The organism is Roseateles sp. 22389 (genome assembly GCF_052044995.1).
GTDB lineage: Bacteria > Pseudomonadota > Gammaproteobacteria > Burkholderiales > Burkholderiaceae_C > Roseateles.
Genome location: NZ_JBQEOF010000006.1, coordinates 261658 through 278642 on the forward strand (window position 1 = coordinate 261658; position 16985 = coordinate 278642).

General features: G+C 70.7%; 15 protein-coding genes. 9 read left to right on the forward strand and 6 right to left on the reverse strand.

Going from position 1 to position 16985, the window contains the following annotated elements; all coding sequences use genetic code 11:
* Window positions 1–56: 56 nt before the first annotated feature.
* Window positions 57–821: a hypothetical protein gene (locus ACTJKJ_RS11235; protein WP_440820477.1), complete on the reverse strand. Its 765-nt coding sequence runs from the start codon at window positions 819–821 to the stop codon at window positions 57–59.
* 14 nt (window positions 822–835) lie between these two features.
* On the reverse strand, window positions 836–2824 hold the full coding sequence (locus tag ACTJKJ_RS11240) for an O-linked N-acetylglucosamine transferase, SPINDLY family protein (RefSeq protein ID WP_440820478.1): 1989 nt from the start codon (window positions 2822–2824) through the stop codon (window positions 836–838).
* A gap of 201 nt (window positions 2825–3025) precedes the next feature.
* Between ACTJKJ_RS11240 and ACTJKJ_RS11245 the strand changes: the two genes are divergently transcribed.
* A complete protein-coding gene (locus ACTJKJ_RS11245) occupies window positions 3026–3436 on the forward strand; it encodes a hypothetical protein (RefSeq protein ID WP_091733240.1) in 411 nt (136 codons plus the stop codon).
* Between the two features lie 13 nt (window positions 3437–3449).
* Here ACTJKJ_RS11245 and ACTJKJ_RS11250 read toward each other — a convergent pair whose 3' ends face one another.
* Window positions 3450–4205, reverse strand: coding sequence for a DUF72 domain-containing protein (locus tag ACTJKJ_RS11250; protein WP_440820479.1), 756 nt, complete (start codon window positions 4203–4205; stop codon window positions 3450–3452).
* A 71-nt stretch (window positions 4206–4276) separates the two neighbouring features.
* Between ACTJKJ_RS11250 and ACTJKJ_RS11255 the strand changes: the two genes are divergently transcribed.
* The 4 genes from ACTJKJ_RS11255 to ACTJKJ_RS11270 all read left to right on the forward strand — a co-directional run bounded on the left by ACTJKJ_RS11255 (window position 4277) and on the right by ACTJKJ_RS11270 (window position 7320).
* Complete coding sequence (locus ACTJKJ_RS11255) at window positions 4277–4606, forward strand: hypothetical protein (protein WP_255488676.1); 330 nt, start codon at window positions 4277–4279, stop codon at window positions 4604–4606.
* A 26-nt stretch (window positions 4607–4632) separates the two neighbouring features.
* On the forward strand, window positions 4633–5148 hold the full coding sequence (locus tag ACTJKJ_RS11260; RefSeq protein ID WP_297381828.1) for a pyridoxamine 5'-phosphate oxidase family protein: 516 nt from the start codon (window positions 4633–4635) through the stop codon (window positions 5146–5148).
* Window positions 5149–5371: 223 nt separating this feature from the next.
* The gene (locus ACTJKJ_RS11265; RefSeq protein ID WP_175538467.1) at window positions 5372–5749 is read left to right on the forward strand and encodes a response regulator; all 378 of its coding nucleotides are present in this window, start codon (window positions 5372–5374) and stop codon (window positions 5747–5749) included.
* A gap of 131 nt (window positions 5750–5880) precedes the next feature.
* A complete protein-coding gene (locus ACTJKJ_RS11270; protein WP_440820480.1) occupies window positions 5881–7320 on the forward strand; it encodes a catalase in 1440 nt (479 codons plus the stop codon).
* A 50-nt stretch (window positions 7321–7370) separates the two neighbouring features.
* Here ACTJKJ_RS11270 and ACTJKJ_RS11275 read toward each other — a convergent pair whose 3' ends face one another.
* Window positions 7371–7943 (reverse strand): carboxymuconolactone decarboxylase family protein, encoded by a 573-nt coding sequence (locus tag ACTJKJ_RS11275; RefSeq protein ID WP_440820481.1) that lies wholly within the window; start codon window positions 7941–7943, stop codon window positions 7371–7373.
* 151 nt (window positions 7944–8094) lie between these two features.
* Here ACTJKJ_RS11275 and ACTJKJ_RS11280 point away from each other — a divergent pair, with 151 nt between their 5' ends.
* Window positions 8095–9033 (forward strand): cupin domain-containing protein, encoded by a 939-nt coding sequence (locus ACTJKJ_RS11280; RefSeq protein ID WP_440820482.1) that lies wholly within the window; start codon window positions 8095–8097, stop codon window positions 9031–9033.
* 25 nt (window positions 9034–9058) lie between these two features.
* Here ACTJKJ_RS11280 and ACTJKJ_RS11285 read toward each other — a convergent pair whose 3' ends face one another.
* Window positions 9059–11275 carry a hybrid sensor histidine kinase/response regulator gene (locus tag ACTJKJ_RS11285; protein ID WP_440820483.1) on the reverse strand — a complete coding sequence of 739 codons (2217 nt, stop codon included), beginning with the start codon at window positions 11273–11275 and terminating at the stop codon, window positions 9059–9061.
* 560 nt (window positions 11276–11835) lie between these two features.
* Here ACTJKJ_RS11285 and ACTJKJ_RS11290 point away from each other — a divergent pair.
* Window positions 11836–14754, forward strand: a complete 2919-nt coding sequence (locus ACTJKJ_RS11290; RefSeq protein WP_440820484.1) for a di-heme oxidoredictase family protein — start codon at window positions 11836–11838, stop codon at window positions 14752–14754.
* 53 nt (window positions 14755–14807) lie between these two features.
* Window positions 14808–15428 carry an MliC family protein gene (locus tag ACTJKJ_RS11295; protein ID WP_297381816.1) on the forward strand — a complete coding sequence of 207 codons (621 nt, stop codon included), beginning with the start codon at window positions 14808–14810 and terminating at the stop codon, window positions 15426–15428.
* A 39-nt stretch (window positions 15429–15467) separates the two neighbouring features.
* Here the strand turns inward: ACTJKJ_RS11295 and ACTJKJ_RS11300 are convergent, their stop codons facing one another.
* Window positions 15468–16304, reverse strand: coding sequence for a hypothetical protein (locus ACTJKJ_RS11300; protein ID WP_440820485.1), 837 nt, complete (start codon window positions 16302–16304; stop codon window positions 15468–15470).
* Between the two features lie 192 nt (window positions 16305–16496).
* On the opposite strand from ACTJKJ_RS11300, the gene ACTJKJ_RS11305 reads away from it, so the two are divergent.
* Complete coding sequence (locus tag ACTJKJ_RS11305) at window positions 16497–16967, forward strand: GNAT family N-acetyltransferase (RefSeq protein ID WP_440820486.1); 471 nt, start codon at window positions 16497–16499, stop codon at window positions 16965–16967.
* Window positions 16968–16985 lie beyond the last annotated feature (18 nt).

A 16985-nucleotide genomic window follows, 5' to 3' on the forward strand; every position in this document is an offset into this window, starting at 1 on the left:
CGCCCGTTCGAGCGACCGAATCCCCCTGTGGAGGATTCGCGTCCTTGGAACGCGTGTCAGGCCGCCGGCACGCACGCCATCGCGATGCTGACCCACACGCCGACGCTGAAATACGGCGTCAGCCACAGCGCATCGGCCTTCCAGGCCTCCCAGGAGCCGCTGGGCACGCGCCGATGCCAGGCATCGCGGGCGCCCGCGTCCAGGCGCAGGTAGACCTGCCCGCTGGCGCGCCCGTGCCGGTAGCGGCGCCAGTACATCGGCATGTCGACGGTCACGACATAAGCGACGAAGGACATTGCGCCCACGATGCCCGCGACCGACAGCGCCTGCACCCAGCCCCCGCTGCCGAGGGCGATCACGCCCAGCAGCACGGCCATCCAGGTGAAGCCGCCGGCCCACAGCGCCGATTCCACGGCCTGCGTGATGTGGTTGAGCGTGAGCACGCTGTGCCAGCAGAAGGCCTGCGCCACCACCATGAACATCGGAACGGCCCAGGCGGCCGCCTGCACGGCGGGCAGGCCGGCATGGGCGGCCAGTTGATGGACGAACAGGCCCAGCTGCAACGCGAAGCAGATCTCGGCCACCGTGGCCGCGGTGCGGCCCAGGAAGATGCTGGACAGGTGGCTGTCCACCACCACGAGCCGCTCCAGATCCACCCGCGGCAGCAAGGAGCGATAGGCACACACCAGCACGTAGACGCCGGACAGCCCCAGCTGCACTCGCCCATGAACGCCGGCGACGGGGCCGGCGAGCGCGACGGCGAGCCACAGGCCCAGGTTCAGCACGGCCAGCGCGCGCAGCGCCCGGCACCATGAACGCACCTGCGTATCCATCGCTAGTCGATCACGATGTCGCCGTCGACCGAGCCCGACAGCGCGGCGAGGTAGCCCAGCTCCAGGCTGCGCGTGAAGGCCGGCGTGTCGAACAGCGGCGCGGTGTCGCGTTGCGCGCGCAGCCGGTCGCGCAGCGCCGCGAGTGGCTCTGGCGCGGCCGCGAGCGCGACGGCCCGCTCGACGTAGTCCTCGGTGGTCTCGACGATCAGCTCCGGCAGGCCGACCGCATGCAGCAGGCTGGCCGCCATGCGGCCGGCGAAGGCGCGCCCCCGCTGCGTGAGCACCGGCAGCCCCATCCAGAGCGCATCGCTGGCCGTCGTGCCTGCGTTGTAGGGCAGGGTGTCCAGGAACAGGTCGGCCGCGGCGAGCCGGGCGAGGTAGTCCTCGCGCGCGCAGCGCCGCGCGAAGACCAGCCGCTCCGGCGCGAGGCCGATCGCGGCGGCTTCGCGGCGCAGGCGGTGGATGGCCTCGTCTTCCTCGGCCAGCAGCCACAGCACGGCGTGCGGCACGCGCGACAGGATCCGGCCCCAGGTGCGGAACATGGCCGGGGTCAGCTTGGCCGGGTTGTTGAAGCAGCACAGCACGACCGCGTCCGGCGGCAGGCCGAGCGCGCGCCGGTCGGCCGCGGCGGGCCGCGGTCGCTGGCGATCGTTGGCCTGGTAGCACGGCAGCACCAGCAGGCGTTCGTGGAAGCAGGCGCGGGTGTCGGCGTCGATGAGGCGCGGGTCCGCGACGAGGTAGTCGTAGGCGCCCGAGCCTGAAGTGCCGAGATAGCCCAGGTAGAGCATCTGCACCGGTGCGACGCGGCCGGCGAACAGCGCGACGCGGCCGCCCTCGGTGTGGCCGGTGAGGTCGACCGCGATGTCGATGGACAGCTCGCGGCACAGCGCCGCCACCCGTTCATCGCTCCAGCCGCCGACGTCGAGGAAGGCATCGGCGGCCGCGCGCAGCCGCTGCTGCATCGGGTCGTCCCTCGCCTCGCCATGGTTGATCAGCGCGACGTCGAAGACCTCGCGGTCATGCAGCTCCAGCGTTTCCGCCAGCAGGAAGGCCACCGGATGGGCATGGAAGTCGCGGGAGACGTAGGCGATGCGGATCTTGCGTCCGGCCGGGAAGCCCGGCCGCATCGGCGGCGTCGCGGCACGGGGCGACGCGTGCCGCGCCCAGGTCCTTGCCGCCGCCTGCTGCAGCGCCGGGTCGTCCGTCAGGTTCTGGACCACCAGCGGCTGCGCGACCGCCTCGCCCCGAGCCACCTGGTTGAGCAGCGCATCGCGCCGCGCGTCGAAGTCGCGCCAGTCGTAGACATGCATCGCCGCGTAGAGCCTCAGTCCGGCGAGCCAAGGGGCGTGCGGCGTGAGCCGCAAAGCCGCGTCGAAATCGTCCACCGCCAGCGTGAACCGGCGCGCGCGCAGATGGAGATTGGCCCGGTTCTGCAGCGGCGCGGCGAAAGCCGGATCGTGGCGGATCGCGGTGCTGAAGGCGTCGAGCGCCTCGGCCTCCCGGCCGCCCTGGCGCAGCGCCATGCCCATCAGGTTGCGCGCGACCGCATGGCCCGGCGCCTCGGGACCGATGACCGCGAGCGCCGGCAGCGCGTCGCGCCAGCGGTCCGCGTCGATCAGCTGCTCCGCGCGCTCGAAGCGGAAGTCGTCGCAAGCGGGATCGGCATCGATGGCCAGCTCGATCGCCATCAGCGCCGCGTCGCGGGCGCCCAGGTCCCGGTAGCTCAGGCTCAGGCCATGGAAGGCGCGGGCGTAGGCGGGGTCCCGCGAGGCGGCCTGCTCGAACGCCGCGATCGCGTCCTCGATCCGGCCGGTCTCGCGTAGCGCGATGCCCCAGTTGTAGAGCAGCGCGGCGCCAGCGCCGGCCGCCTGCGCCAGCGCGCGGTACTCGGCCTCGGCGGCGATCCAGTCGCCGCGGTCGGCGAGGGCATGGGCGCGTGCCAGCGTGGCGGGTCCGCGTGGCTGTTCCAGCTGTCCCTTCGAAGCGCTCAATCACCACCTCCCGTGGCTCAACGCGGCGGATCATAGCGAGGCGACGTTGGCGCGAGCAGCCGAGGCTTCGCTGGTGCACTGCAGCATGCCTGACGGCTCGCGTTTCCAGTGGACGGGCGCTATCCCATCGATAGCCACATCGCGTGGCGCGCCGGGAGTCGCGGGCGTAGCATCGCTTCACCCCGGCTCCAGGTCCCCGTCATGGCCGTCTGGCAGTTCGATCTGGCCTTCGCGCATGGCAGCGCCAAGGCCTCCTGGCATCCCTCCTCGCGCAGCGACGTCATGCATTACCTCGCGTCGCGCGTCGGCCCGAGCACGCCGATGCTGGAGGGCTGGCGCTACTTCGGCGACGAGGCACACAACTGCATCGACATGGTGTCCGATCCCGACGGCCACTACGAGCTGCATGCGCGGCTGGACGCCTGCGCCACCGAGACCGACCACTTCATCGACGTCGTCTGCGACGTGGCCCATGCGCTCGGCTGCGAGTTCTTCAGCGCGGAACTGGCGGCCTTGTTGCCGCCGCGCTCGCGCGCGCTCAAGGACGCGCTGCAGCGGTCGACGGCCTGGCGCTTCGCGCTGGACCCCGAGGGCTTCGACACCGACGCCTGACCGGCCGCGGACGTCATCGCAGCAGCGCGCTGAATCGCAGCGCATCGTCGGCCGCCGCGCCCGACGCGGTGTTGTCGAAGACGCACCAGATCGAGGTGCCGGCCGGCCAGCGCGCGAGCGCCTGGGCCCGCGCCTGGAGGAAGGCGTCGTCGTAGCGCGACCAGTACATGCGCGGCGAGCCATGCCAGCGGTAGTAGACGACGGCGCCACGCCCGTCGCCGTGCTCGCCCAGCCAGCCGCCCGGTTCGTCCGCGCCGGCGGGGCGGGCGGGATCGGCGGCCACGCGGCCGATGCGTTCGTCCACCAGCAGGCGATCCGCCGCCGCGCTGAACCACGAGGCGTGCCGCGGCTCGCAGACGATCGCGCCGTCGAAGCTCGCGTGCAGCGAGCGGAAGAAGGCGCGCGCGGTGCGTGTCTCCAGCGGCAGGGACGGCGGCAGTTGCACCAGCAGCACGGCCAGCCGTTCGCCCAGCCCGGCCAGCGAGTCGACGAAGGCGCGCACCTCGGCCCGCGGCACCTTCAGTCGCGCGTCGTGCGTCATCGCCCGCGGCAGCTTGACCGAGAAGCGGAAGCGCGCCGGCGTCTGCTCGGCCCAGCGCGCGAAGGTGTCCGCCCGGTGCGTGCGGCTGAAGGTGGTGTTGATCTCGGTCGCGTTCAGCACGGCGGCGTAGCGGCTGAGCTGGCTGCCCTCCGGCGGGAAGGCGGCGGCGACGGCGCGGGGCACGCTCCAGCCCGCGGTGCCGATGTGCAAGGGCGTTGATTGCGACATGGACGCCTGCCGGCAAGCGGCTTGCCCTGGTCGGGGATCGACGCCCGCGTCGCCGACAACGCTCCCGACCGATGGACGCCTTCCTCGATGCCCTGCAATGGCCCGCGATGGCCGTGACCCTGCTGGCCGCCTGGCTGGTGGCCGCGCGAAGCGCCGCGCGCCGCCGCTGGGGCTTCGGCGTCTTCGTCGCCAGCAACCTGCTGTGGAGCGCCTGGGGCCTGCACACCCAGGCCTACGCGCTCATCGTGCTGCAGGTCGGGCTGTTCCTGCTCAACCTGCGCGGCGTGCGGAAGAACCGGCAGGCCGACGATGGCGTCGATCGCTCCGCCACCCGCGCTCCCGACGACGCGACAGGCGAGCGCACCGCTCGAGCGCGGGCCCGGGAGCGAGGCTTGCTGTGAGGAGGCACATGGCCAAGGAGCACGACATGAGCGATCAAGCGCTGAGCGACACCGAACGACGCGAAAAACTCTGGCACCTCATCAAGGACATGCGCTTCGGCATGCTGACGACGCAGCACCCCAACGGTCACCTGCATGCGCGTCCGATGACGCTGCAGAACCGCGGCGTCGACGAGGGCGATTCGCTGTGGTTCTTCATGTCCCGGGGCGGCGAAGCCTACGAGGACATCGTCGGCGCCGCGCAGGTGAACGTGGCCTTCGCCGATGCCGACGACGACACCTATGTCTCGGTGTCCGGCACCGCGGAACTCGACGAGGACAGGGCGCGCAAGCAGGCCCTCTGGAATCCGGCCGCCGAGGCCTGGTTCCCCAAGGGCGTGGACGACCCCGACCTCGCGCTGCTGCGGGTGCGCATCAACCATGCCAGCTACTGGGACGTGAAGGCCTCGAAGCTGATGCAGCTGTACGCGATGGCGAAGTCGGCGGTGACCGGCCGGCCGCCGAAGGACCTGGGCGAGACGGGGCAGGTCCGGATGCGGTGAAGGTTTCCCCCGGGGGCGCAGGGCTCGACGCGCCGGATGGCTTCCTCATTCATCTTGAGGATGCCGCGGCCGGCGATCCCTGAGGCCCCCGCGGCGGGCCGCCCACGCCTGTAGTCCTTCGCCCGACGGCCGATCGGCGCGCGGGCTCACCCGCACTGGCGTCGCGCCGGCCTCGCCAGGCCGTGATCGATCTCCCATGATTCGTTCAAACAGGGAGATCACCATGAAAGTCGCACTGATCGAAGACAACGCGCTGCTGCGCCGGCTGATGGTGACGCGCCTGCAGGCGGAGGCGTCCATCACCGTGGTGGGCCAGGCCTGTAGCGAGAACGCCGCGCTGAGCACCATCGCGCTGTGCGCCCCCGATGTGGTGCTGGTGGACCTGGGCATCGACGGCGGCTCCGGCCTGGGTGTGATCGAGCGCCTGCGCGCGGCGCGCTTCCGCGGCCGCATCCTGGTGCTGAGCGCGCAGGACCGCGCCGCCTACGAGCCGCGGGTGCTGTCCTGCGGCGCCGACGGCTTCTACGACAAGGCCAGCGACTTCGACCGCCTCGTCGACGAGCTCGGCACGCTGGCCAACAGCGCCTGGATGGCCGAGTGAGCGCGGCGCGCGGGTAGGCCCAGCGGAGGGATCCGGACTCGGCCACCTGGGGGATGACAGGGGGAGGCGGCACCCGCATCGTGGCGACTTCGTCCGCGCCCGCGGACCGTCACGCCAGGGAGTCCCCGCTCATGAACCGACCGATCAGCCATGCCCACGGCGCGCCCGTGGTCGACAACCTCAACATCCAGACCGCCGGCCCGCGCGGCCCCGCGCTGCTGCAGGACGTCTGGCTGCTGGAGAAGCTCGCCCACTTCGACCGCGAGGTCATCCCCGAGCGCCGCATGCACGCCAAGGGCTCCGGCGCCTATGGCCGCTTCACCGTCACCCACGACATCAGCCGCTACACGCGCGCCAAGCTGTTCTCGCGCATCGGCAAGACGACCGACGTCTTCCTGCGCTTCTCCACCGTCGCCGGCGAGCGCGGCGCCGCTGACGCCGAGCGCGACATCCGCGGTTTCGCCGTCAAGTTCTATACCGAGGAAGGCAACTGGGACCTGGTGGGCAACAACACGCCGGTGTTCTTCATGCGCGACCCGCTGCGCTTCCCCGACCTCAACCACGCCGTCAAGCGCGATCCCCGCAGCAACCTGCGCAGCGCGCAGAACAACTGGGACTTCTGGACGCTGCTGCCCGAGGCGCTGCACCAGGTCACCATCGTGATGAGCGACCGCGGCCTGCCCGACGGCTACCGCCACATGCACGGCTTCGGCAGCCACACCTTCAGCTTCATCAACGCCGACAACGAGCGCCACTGGGTCAAGTTCACCTTCAAGTCGCGGCAGGGCATCCGCAACCTGACCGACGAGGCGGCCGGTCAGCTCATCGCCGGCGACCGCGAGAGCGCGCAGCGCGATCTCTTCGAGGCCATCGAGCGCGGCGAGTTCCCGCGCTGGACGCTCTACGTGCAGGTGCTGAGCGAGGCCGCAGCGCGCGCGCTGCCCTACAACCCGTTCGACCTGACCAAGGTCTGGCTGCATGCGGACGCGCCACTGATCGAGGTGGGCGAGCTCGAGCTCAACCGCAACCCCGAGAACTACTTCGCCGAGGTGGAGCTGGCCGCCTTCTCGCCGGCCAACGTGGTGCCGGGCATCGGCTTCTCGCCCGACAAGATGCTGCAGGCGCGGCTGTTCAGCTACGGCGACGCGCACCGCTACCGGCTGGGGGTGAATCACCATCAGATCCCGGTCAACGCGCCGAAGTGCCCCTACCACCTGTACCACCGCGACGGCGCGATGCGGGTGGACGGCAACGCCGGTGCGGCGCCGGCCATCGTGCCCAACAGCCGCGGCGACTGGGCCGACCATCCGCAGCTGCAGGAGCCGCCGCTGGCCATCGACGGCGCCGCCGCGCACTGGGACCACCGGCTGGACGACGACTACTTCACCCAGCCGGGCCTGCTGTTCCGCCTGATGGACCCGGCGCAGCGGCAGGCGCTGTTCGACAACACCGCCCGTGCCATCAACGGCGCCAGCCCGGACGTGCAGCAGCGCCACATCGACCACTGCACCCTGGCCGACCCGGCCTATGGCGAGGGCGTGCGCAACGCCTTGCTGGCGCTGCGCGGCTGAGTCCCTGGCCCCGGGTCCCGAGCGCGCTCGTGCGCGTCGGCGCCGGTCGATCAGCCGCGGCGCAGCTTCACCGACGGAAAGTCGACCGGCACGGCGAAGGCCACGTTCACGTAGTTCGTGAACAGGTTCAGCGCGACGTGGGCGAGGATCTCCACGATGGCGCCGTCATCGAAGCCCGCCTCGCGCAGCGACTGGACGTCGGCGTCGGTGACCTGCGCGCGGTCGTTGACGACCTTCAGCGCGAAACGCAGCGCCGCGGCGGTCCTGGGATCGGCGGACTCGCCGGCCTGAGCCGCGGCCATCTCCTCGGCGCTGGCGCCGGCCTTGCGGCCCAGCATCGTGTGCGCGGCCAGGCAGTACTCGCAGGCGTTGCGGTCGGCCACGGCCACGGCGATCTGCTCGCCGAGCCGGGCCGGGATCACGCCGCCGCCCAGCGCGCCGAAGCTGCCCCACAGGCTCTTGAGGGCGGCCGAGGAATTGGCGACCGCGCGGAACATCGCCGGCGTCGCGCCGAAGGCACCCTGGATCTGGTCGAGCACGACCTTGACATCGCCCTGGGCCTGCTTGGGATCGACGAGCGCGACGCGGGAAACGGTGGAGGTGGCGGTGGAGGTGGCAGTCATGGAAAGTCCTTTCAGAAGTAGGAGAAGAGGTCGTCGGCGAGACCGGTCCGGTCCTTTCGGGGATCTCGCAGCGTGTGCCGCTGGACGTCAGTGTGGGTGAGGATGTCGTAGCATTGGCCGCGTTTCATCCGATAAACATACCCAAACGTCCATGAGCGCCCCGATCCGAACCCCGAGCCCGGCCCCTGCGACCGCCGCCGTCGTCGCCGGCCCCGCCGCCGCGCCGGTCGACCGGCTGTCGTCGCTGCTGGAGCACTTCCGGGTGCGCGCGCGGCTGTTCCATGTCGGACCGCTGTGCGGCATCAGCCCCTTCGATCCCTTGCCGGGGCGAGGCTTCCTGCATGTGATGCAGCGCGGCGAGATGGAACTGCGCCACCCGGCCGGCGCGGGCCTGCCGCGCAAGCTGCGGGTGGACGAGCCCTCGCTGCTCTTCTATCCGCGGCCGGTCGCGCATGAGTTCCGCAATCCGCCGCGCGACGGCTCGGACTTCACCTGCGCCGAGCTCGAGTTCGACGGCGGCGTGCTCAACCCGCTGGTGCGCGCCTTGCCGCCGCTGGTGCTGCTGCCGCTGGCGAAGGTGAGCGGGCTGGAGCTGTCGCTGCAGCTGCTGTTCTCGGAGACCGAGCGCGCGCGCTGCGGTCAGCGCCTGCTGGCGGACCGGCTCTTCGAGGTGGTGCTGATCCAGCTGCTGCGCTGGCTCATCGACCATCCCGCCGAGGCCGGCGTGCAGCCCGGGCTGGTGTCGGGCCTGTCGGACCCCCGCATCGCGCTGGCGCTGGCCGCGGTGCATGAGGCGCCGGGGCAGGCCTGGTCGCTGGCGCGCATGGCGGAACGGGCGGGCATGTCGCGCAGCGCCTTCGCGGCGCGCTTCCGCGACCTGGTGGGGCAGGCGCCGGCGGCTTACCTCGCCGATTGGCGATTGAGCCTGGCGCAGGAGCAGCTGCGGCTGGGACGGCCGATCAAGCAGATCGCCGACCAGCTGGGCTACGCCAATGCGTCGGCGCTGTCGCGTGTGTTCACGCAGCGCGTCGGGCGCTCGCCGCGTGAATGGAAGCAGGCCCTGGGCGCCGGCGAGCCGGCGTCGACCTGAGGCCGGCGCGCCGAGGCCTCGCCCCTCAGGAGACGGCGCGCGGCGCGCCCAGCAACTGCTGCATCACCCGCTCGAGTTCGTTGAACTCCACCGGCTTGACCAGGTGGGCGTCGAAGCCCGCGGCGGCCGTCGCCTCGCGGTCGGAGCGCTGGCCCCAGCCGGTGATGGCGATCAGCGCCAGTTCGTCCCTGGGCGCCATCGCGCGCAGGCGCCGCGCGACCTCGGTGCCGGAGATGCCCGGCAGGCCGATGTCCAGCAGCATCACCCGCGGGCGCAGGCGCTCGAAGTGCCGCAGCGCGTCCTCGCCGCTGTAGGCCACCGAGGCGCGGTAGTGCGCGCCGCGCAGCACCTCGGCCAGCGTGTTGGCGCCGTCCACGTTGTCATCGACCACCATCACGCAGGGCGCCTCGGCGGCCGCGATCTCCGCCGTTTCCGCGACCGCGGCGGGCGCGGCCGGGTCCTCGGCGCGCACCGTCCCGCCCGGCGCGAGCGGCAGCTCGACGATGAAGCGGCTGCCGTGGCCGACGCCTTCACTCTCCACGGCGATGCTGCCGTCGTGCAGCTGCACCAGCTGCTTCGACACGGCCAGCCCGATGCCCAGCCCCGAGGGCGCGGCGCCGCGCGCATCGATCCGCGTGAACAGCTCGAAGACGCGCGGCTGCATCTCCATCGCGATGCCGATGCCGCGGTCGGTCACGGTGATGCGGGCCCGGTCGGCCTCGGCGGCCACGTGCACCGTCACCTCGCCGGGCTCGGGGCTGTACTTGGCGGCGTTGTCCAGCAGGTTGCCCAGCACCTGCTGCAGCCGAGTCGGATCGCCGTCCACCAGCACCGGCCGCGGCGGCAGCGAGAGCGAGACCCGGTGCTTCATCTCGCTGTACAGCGGCTCCACCGCTTCCAGCGCCTGCCGCACCACGGTGCGCAGGTCGATGAGCTGGCGCTTGAGCTCGACCACGTTGCGGGTGATGCGGCTCATGTCGAGCAGGTCGTCCAGCAGCCGGGCCATGTGGGCGGACTGGCGCGCGATGATGTCGGTCGCGTGGGCGCGCGTGGCCTCGGTGCCGGACTGCCGCAGCATCGCCACCGCATAGCGGATCGGCGCCATCGGGTTGCGCAGCTCGTGCGCGAGCGTGGCCAGGAAGGCGTCCTTGCGCTGGCTCTCGCGGCGCAGTTCCTCCTGCGCGGCGGAGAGCTCGGAGACATCGACCGTCGCGCCGATCACGCGCTGCACCTGGCCGTCGTGGGCCTGGACGGGGCGCAGCGAGGTCAGCAGCTGGTAGGTCCGGCCGCCATGCGACACCTGCTGCGCCAGGTTCATCGGCCGGGCCGTCGCTACCGCCTCGCGGACGATCTCGGCGAACTGCGGCTCGCCGACCAGGCTGCCGACCTCGGCGCCGATCAGCGCCTCGCGCGAGAAGCCCATCGGCGTGTTGAAGGCCCAGGTGTAGCGGCCCTGCAGGTCGCATTCCCAGGCCATCACCTTGCCGCTGTGCAGCGCCAAGTGGAAGCGCTCCTCGGCCGCCTGGCTGGCGCGCAGCGCTTCCTGCTGGGCCGTCACGTCGACCGCGACGCCGTAGGCATGCGCCGCGCGGCCCTTGGCGTCGAGGCTGACGTAGCCGTCGAACTGCGTCCAGACGACCTCGGCGTTGTCCGGCCGCGTGATCGGGCAGGCCAGGCTGAAGCGGCCGCCGCTTTCGGTCGCGTAGCGGTAGCGCTCGCGGAAACGCCCGGCGTCCTCGGCCGACATGTCGGCCAGCATGTCCTCCATCGTCGACCAATGGCGGCCGAAGAGCTGCTTCGCGCCGCCCGCGGTGTTGGCGAAGCCGGTGACCATGTCCCAGTCCCAGGTGACCATGCGGCCGGCGGCCAGCGCGAGGTTGAGGCGGCGCCGGCTGTTGCGCTCCTTCTGCATCAGCCGCCCGGCCCAGGCGGAGACCGAGGCGATCAGCGCGCCGGCGGCCAGATACAGCACGACCAGCGTGGCGTCGGGCAGCGAGTTGACCGGGAAGATCTGGCCGATGGGCTCGATCCAGAAATAGAGGACGGCCAGCGCCGAGGCGGCGAGGAAGGCCAGCGCCGGCCCGAGGCCGCAGGCCAGGCCCACCAGGACCAGGGAAGGGAAATAGGGCAGCAACGGTCCGCGGCCGTTGAGATAGGGCTGCAACTGCAGGTTGAGCCACGTCGCCGCGACGAAGACGAGCGCGGCGGCGGGCCAGCGCAACCAGTGCCTCTCGATGACCATGGAACCGACTCCGGGCTGGAACCTCCGGCGACGGCCGGCACGGGCGAGGCCTCCCGCCTCGGGCGGCGACGCGGTCCGCAGCATAACGGTCGCTGGGGCAACTTCCGTGCCCCGTACATCAGCGGGCGGGTGGGGCGCCGTACCGTCGCAGTCGCGAAAGGAGGAGTGGCTCGACCGATGCGTCGCCGCGCTCGCGGCGGCCTCCCGGACGCCGTGCGGAGGAAGGCCCGGCCGGGCGGGGCTCGCACGGGGTGACATTATTTGTCCCCTCCGTCTGACAAAACCTGACCCTCATTCCGGCGGCAAGCGCCGGTGGCTACCTCTTTCGAATTAACGTTTTCGTTGTCGTATGGTGATGAATGTGTTTTTCGACGTCGGTTGTGACCGTCTGCAACCGGCACGTTCTCTGCATGAACGAGGCGAAAGTCCGCTGGAGCACCGCGCTCCGGTATTTCGTTTTCCGGATCTGCAGGAGCGTCATGCGCCACCCCGTTTCAGAGGCTGACCCGAAGTTGGCTTGCCCGCCCCCACCGCGCCCGTGGGGCCTCGTATTCACCGCCGTGGTCGCGCTCAGCGCCGCCGGCACGCTGGCGGGCTGCGGCGGGGGAGGCGGCTCTTCCGGGGATTCGACCGGCACGCCGCCGGTGTCGGGCACGCCCGCCGCACCGCCGCCGGCAGCGCCCGCGCCGCCGGCTTCCGCGCCCGTCGGCAGCGATGAACCCGAGCTGCCGCCCGCCGCGCCGGCCCCGCCGACCCTGCCGACCGGCACCGACAACGCCGCGCCCGCGCTGCCGCCGGCGCTGCAGCTGCCCGCCGGCCTGGACCTGAGCCAGCCCGGCGCCGCGGTCGCGGTCGTCAAGGCGAGCTCCAGTGCGACCGAGAACGACGCCAACGGCCCGGACAAGGCGATCGACGGCAACCTGGCCAGCCGCTGGTCCAGCAAGCCCGACGACAAGGCCTGGATCCAGTTCGACTTCGGCGCCAAGAAGCCGCTCGGCTACCTGAAGCTGGTGTGGGAGAACGCCTATGGCAAGGAGTACGCGCTGCAGGTGTCCGACGACGGCGAGACCTGGTACCAGCTGCGCTACGTGGCCGGCGGCAAGGGCGGCACCGAGGAGTTCTTCAACCTGAACGCCAACGCGCGCTACCTGCGGCTGCAGGGCGTCGCGCGGGCCACGCAGTACGGCTACTCGCTGTTCGAGGTCAGCTTCGCCGCGCCGGGCAGCGACAACACGCTGCCGACGCTGAGCACCTCGGCCTTCCCGGTGCCGCCCGCGGGCGCGACGCCGGTGACGCCCGCCGCGCCGGCGCTGCTGGAGCAGGTGCAGTTCTCGCTGCCGGACGGCACGCTGGTGACCCGCTTCGGCTTCGTCGGCCGCTCGCGCCATGCGCGCGAGCGCGGCGAGGACTGGAACGAGGTCGGCTTCGGTCCCAACGACACCGTGGACGCCAACGGCAAGCCGCAGGACAAGGGCCCGGGCGCCTACCTGAACTTCATCTCCAACTACTTCAAGAACCGCACCTGGGGCGTCGAGTTCATCGACAACAGCCGCGTGGCCGGCGTCACCAAGCCCCGCATCATCGTCAACCAGTACTACCAGCAGGCGCAGCGCGGCGGTGGCCATTCCTTCTTCCGCCGCTTCGACGACGCCGGCGTCACCGGCTACGGCTGGATGTCGCCGGGCCGGCTGCTGGACAACACCACCTACACCGACGGCTTCAAGGACCTGACCTCCTGCCCGGTGGTGCCCAAGCCGCCCGAGGGCGCGCTGCTCAAGCCCACCTCCGGCTTCGCCGGCGTCATCGGCGCGAATGACGGCTGCTCGGTGGTGCTGGACAACGTGCCGGGTCACCAGGACGTGGCCGCCAACGCCAACGGCGTGCTGGTGCCCAACGGCGTCAACGTGCCCTCGCGCGACCTGAAGATCGGCGACGCGATCGAGTTCACCGGCTCCTTCTTCGCGAGCCGCGCGTCGATGGACGCGATCGGGGACAACGGCAACTTCCGCTACTACACCAACGAGGTGACCTATGTCGTGGGCACCGGCCTGCGCCCCTGGTACGGCGTGCAGCCGCGGCTGCTGAACGCGCCGCTGCCGGCCGAGACACTGCTCGGCGGCACCGGCTCGATCTCCTACGACTACGCCGACAACGCGACCTTCATGTTCCAGCAGCCCAACACGCAGATCGGGATGCAGAACATGCAGCGCTTCGTCGAGGGCCGGCGCTGGTTCCACACCAACATGTGGACCGGCGACCACAACGAGGCGGGCAACGACCGCAACACCGCCGCGGTGAAGCTGCAGGGGCCGCGCTTCAACCAGACCAACTGCTTCGGCTGCCACATCAACAACGGCCGCAGCCTGGCGCCGCAGGTGATCAACCAGCGCCTGGACACGATGGCGGTGCGTACCGCCGCGATCGGCGCGGACGGCAAGCAGCAGGCGCATCCGGTCTACGGGCTGGCGGTCCAGATGAATGCGCGCTCCCTCACCACGGGCGCGGCGCAGGATTGGGGCAACGCGGTGCGCGTGGCCGGCTTCGACACCCGGACCGTCACGCTGGCCGACGGCACGGTGGTGACGCTGAGCAAGCCGCGGATCCGCTTCGACGGCCCGACGCCGGCGGCCTATTCGCTGCGCAGCGCGCAGCCGGTGATCGGCCTCGGGCTGCTGGAGGCGGTCCCCGACGCGGACATCCTGGCGCGCGTGCGCAGCACGCCGGACGAGGACGGCGTGAAGGGCCAGGCCAACCTGGTCTACGACCCAGAGACCGGCCAGGTGCGGGTGGGCCGCTACGGCTGGAAGGCGACCAAGGTCAGCCTGCGCCACCAGACGGCCAATGCGGCGCTGCTCGACATGTCGGTGACCTCGCCGATCTATCCGAACCGCGACTGCCTGGCCGGCCCGGCGCAGTGCGACAAGAAGAAGGTGGAGAAGGGCCTGAGCGAGGATGAGCTGCAGTTGATCTCGCGCTACGTCGCCCAGCTGGGCGTGCCGGCGCAGCGCAGCCTGGTCAGCGGCTTCCCGAAGGGCGTGACGCCGCTGTCCTACCTGGCGGTGGATCCGGTCAAGGTCGCGGCGGGCGCGCAGGTGTTCGCGAGCATCCGCTGCACCGCCTGCCACGTCGCCGAGATGAAGACCGGCCTGGCCAGCGAGCTCGCGGAGATGCGCAACCAGACGATCAAGCCCTACACCGACCTGCTGCTGCACGACATGGGCAGCGAGCTGGCCGACAGCCTGTCGGAAGACCAGGCCAGCGGCAGCCAGTGGCGCACCTCGCCGCTGTGGGGCATCGGCTACACCGAGGCGGTGGCCGGTCCCGCCGTGAAGGTGGGTTACCTGCACGACGGCCGCGCCCGCACGCTCACCGAGGCCATCGTCTGGCACGGCGGCGAGGCTGCGGCCAGCCGCCAGCGTTTCGTCAAGCTCAGCACCGCGGACCGGGAAGCCCTGCTGGCCTTCCTCAATTCGCTCTGAGGCGGGGCGGAGAATGGGCCTCCGGATCAAGTTCCGTGGAACAGGAGACCCTGATGATGCCTTTCCGATTGACGCTGATGGCGCTGGCGTTGGCCGCGGCGCCGGCGGCCTGGGCCGCCGGCCCGAGCTTCTCGTGCGCCAAGCCGGCCGGCCAGGCCGAGCGCCTGGTGTGTGAGGACGCCGAGCTCGCCCAGCTCGACCGGGAGGTCGCGCGGCTGTACGGCCTGGCGAGCACCGGCCCCGAGGCCCGGCGGCATCCGGAGTTGAAGGCGATGCAGCGCGGTTGGCTCAAGGGCCGCGATGACTGCTGGAAGCGCGACGACCCGCGGCGCTGCGTCCGCGATGAATACGCGCTGCGCATCGCCGAACTGCGCACGCTGCCGGACGCGCGGCGCGAGGACCGGCGCGGCCTCGCGGTCGGGCCCTTGCCGCTGCGCTGCCCCACTGTCGACGGCGAGGTGACCGTCACCTTCGTCAACAGCGATCCGGGCGCCGCGGTGCTCAAGACCGCGCAGGGCCGCGTGGTGCTCGACCACCAGGTCAGCGCCTCGGGCGCGCGCTACGGCGGCCGGCTCGCGGACGGCGACTATCTCTTGTGGAACAAGGGCCGGGAGTTCCGCCTGGAACGGCCCGGCCTGCCCGCCGCGGACTGCACCGACGCCGCGGCGCGCTGAGCGCGCGCTGGCGGCGGGGGTCAAGCGCTGAAGCGATCCTTACGGGACGAAGACCGGTCCGAGCAGGCCGTCCGAGGGGTCGGCGGCGAGCCGGTCGAAAGTCGCTGAGTTTGTCGACGCCTGAAGCCGGATACCGAATCTCGACAGATCCTCAGGCCTCACGAGCAACCAATCCCGGGGTTTTCCATCGTTGGCGCCGCGGTCGGGCCGCTGCGAGCGGAAGATGATTTCCTTGAGGCGCGGATACTTGGACATGTATTCCTCGTCCTGACGCGCCACCTGCCAAAGGGCCAAATAATTTGAAAGGCCCCATCGCATGACGCCGTCAATGGCTGACGACTGCTGGAAACAAGCCCATGGGCTGCCGTAGAATCCAATGGTTGCATTGGCGAGGATAACCGACCTGGCCGCCGGCAGCAGGTAATTGGCGCAGGCGGACATGCAGAATCCAGCGATCCGTAGCGAGAGCCGAGAAGTTTCCAGGATCTGGGCGATGCGCATGGCGGCAGCCGCGTCGCCACCAAAACTATTGATTTCCAGAACCTTGATTTCAGGGGCTTTACGGATTCTATTGGTCAATGCCTCCGGAGTGCTTGCGTCGATTCGGCCTTCGAGACGGATGACGTCGTCTCCTGAGGACTTGAAGCTGCTCAGGCGGGCGACCGGACGAATGGCCTGGAAATACTCGCGCGTGGCCGATGTGCCACCCGCCGATTGCTTGAAGGAGTGAATCCTCTTGGCGATTTCGAAATCCGTCGGTGGAGACTGACCACAGAGTCCGACATGAATCCTCGCTGTTTCATCCGTCGTCGCGGAAACTCCTGGGGAAAGCATCGAGAGGGCGGTCATGAAAAGGGATAGTTGAAGCGCTTTCATTTTCCTCTCGGAAATCGCTTTGCTGAATCGCTGGCTCGGCGCTGGGAATGGATGCTAATCGGAAAGGCGATATCCGGTGTCAAGTGCTTGTCGTGATTACTGCCTGCGCCGGTGATTGATGGGTTAAATATCGATGCGCCGAATCGCGTAGACTGCGTCGCCTTTTCGACTGGTGGCATCCGAAGGAGTGAGATGACGGTTCAGATGGACTCCGCCGTGGAGCAGCAGGTTTGGGCGGTGCGCCGCGCGCTGCCCTCGGATGCCGAGCAGATCGCCGCGCATGCGTGTCATCGAGAGGAGGACGCCGCGCGGCGCGCTGGCTATGCGGAATGGGTGCGGCCTCGCATTGGCAGCCGCCGCTACATCGGCTTTCTCGCCATGCATGAGGGCCGGGTGATCGGCGGCGCGGGCGTCGTGCTGCTGGACTGGGGGCCGACGCGGGCCAATCCCGGTGCGCAGATGGGGCGAGTCGCCAATGTCTTCACCGACCAGGCGTTCCGTGGCCGAGGCATCGCGACCGACCTCGTCGCGCGCGCGATGGCCGCCTGCGAGGCGCTCGGCGTGCGTGAGTTCAACCTCGGCTCGACGCCGGAGGGCAAGGGCCTTTATCGATCGCTGGGCTTCGTCGAGTACCCGGCCGAAATGCGGCGGCGCGTCGGCTAGTCGCGGGCCGCCGCACAG

Excerpts from the sequence above, each read along its gene's own strand:
- ACTJKJ_RS11285 (WP_440820483.1), bottom strand. The coding sequence starts at position 11,275 with ATGGTCATCGAGAGGCACTGGTTGCGCTGGCCCGCCGCCGCGCTCGTC.
- ACTJKJ_RS11245 (WP_091733240.1), top strand. The coding sequence starts at position 3,026 with ATGGCCGTCTGGCAGTTCGATCTGGCCTTCGCGCATGGCAGCGCCAAG.
- ACTJKJ_RS11295 (WP_297381816.1), top strand. The coding sequence starts at position 14,808 with ATGATGCCTTTCCGATTGACGCTGATGGCGCTGGCGTTGGCCGCGGCG.
- ACTJKJ_RS11300 (WP_440820485.1), bottom strand. The coding sequence starts at position 16,304 with ATGAAAGCGCTTCAACTATCCCTTTTCATGACCGCCCTCTCGATGCTT.
- ACTJKJ_RS11255 (WP_255488676.1), top strand. The coding sequence starts at position 4,277 with ATGGACGCCTTCCTCGATGCCCTGCAATGGCCCGCGATGGCCGTGACC.
- ACTJKJ_RS11260 (WP_297381828.1), top strand. The coding sequence starts at position 4,633 with ATGAGCGATCAAGCGCTGAGCGACACCGAACGACGCGAAAAACTCTGG.
- ACTJKJ_RS11305 (WP_440820486.1), top strand. The coding sequence starts at position 16,497 with ATGACGGTTCAGATGGACTCCGCCGTGGAGCAGCAGGTTTGGGCGGTG.
- ACTJKJ_RS11275 (WP_440820481.1), bottom strand. The coding sequence starts at position 7,943 with ATGACTGCCACCTCCACCGCCACCTCCACCGTTTCCCGCGTCGCGCTC.
- ACTJKJ_RS11270 (WP_440820480.1), top strand. The coding sequence starts at position 5,881 with ATGAACCGACCGATCAGCCATGCCCACGGCGCGCCCGTGGTCGACAAC.
- ACTJKJ_RS11250 (WP_440820479.1), bottom strand. The coding sequence starts at position 4,205 with ATGTCGCAATCAACGCCCTTGCACATCGGCACCGCGGGCTGGAGCGTG.
- ACTJKJ_RS11280 (WP_440820482.1), top strand. The coding sequence starts at position 8,095 with ATGAGCGCCCCGATCCGAACCCCGAGCCCGGCCCCTGCGACCGCCGCC.
- ACTJKJ_RS11265 (WP_175538467.1), top strand. The coding sequence starts at position 5,372 with ATGAAAGTCGCACTGATCGAAGACAACGCGCTGCTGCGCCGGCTGATG.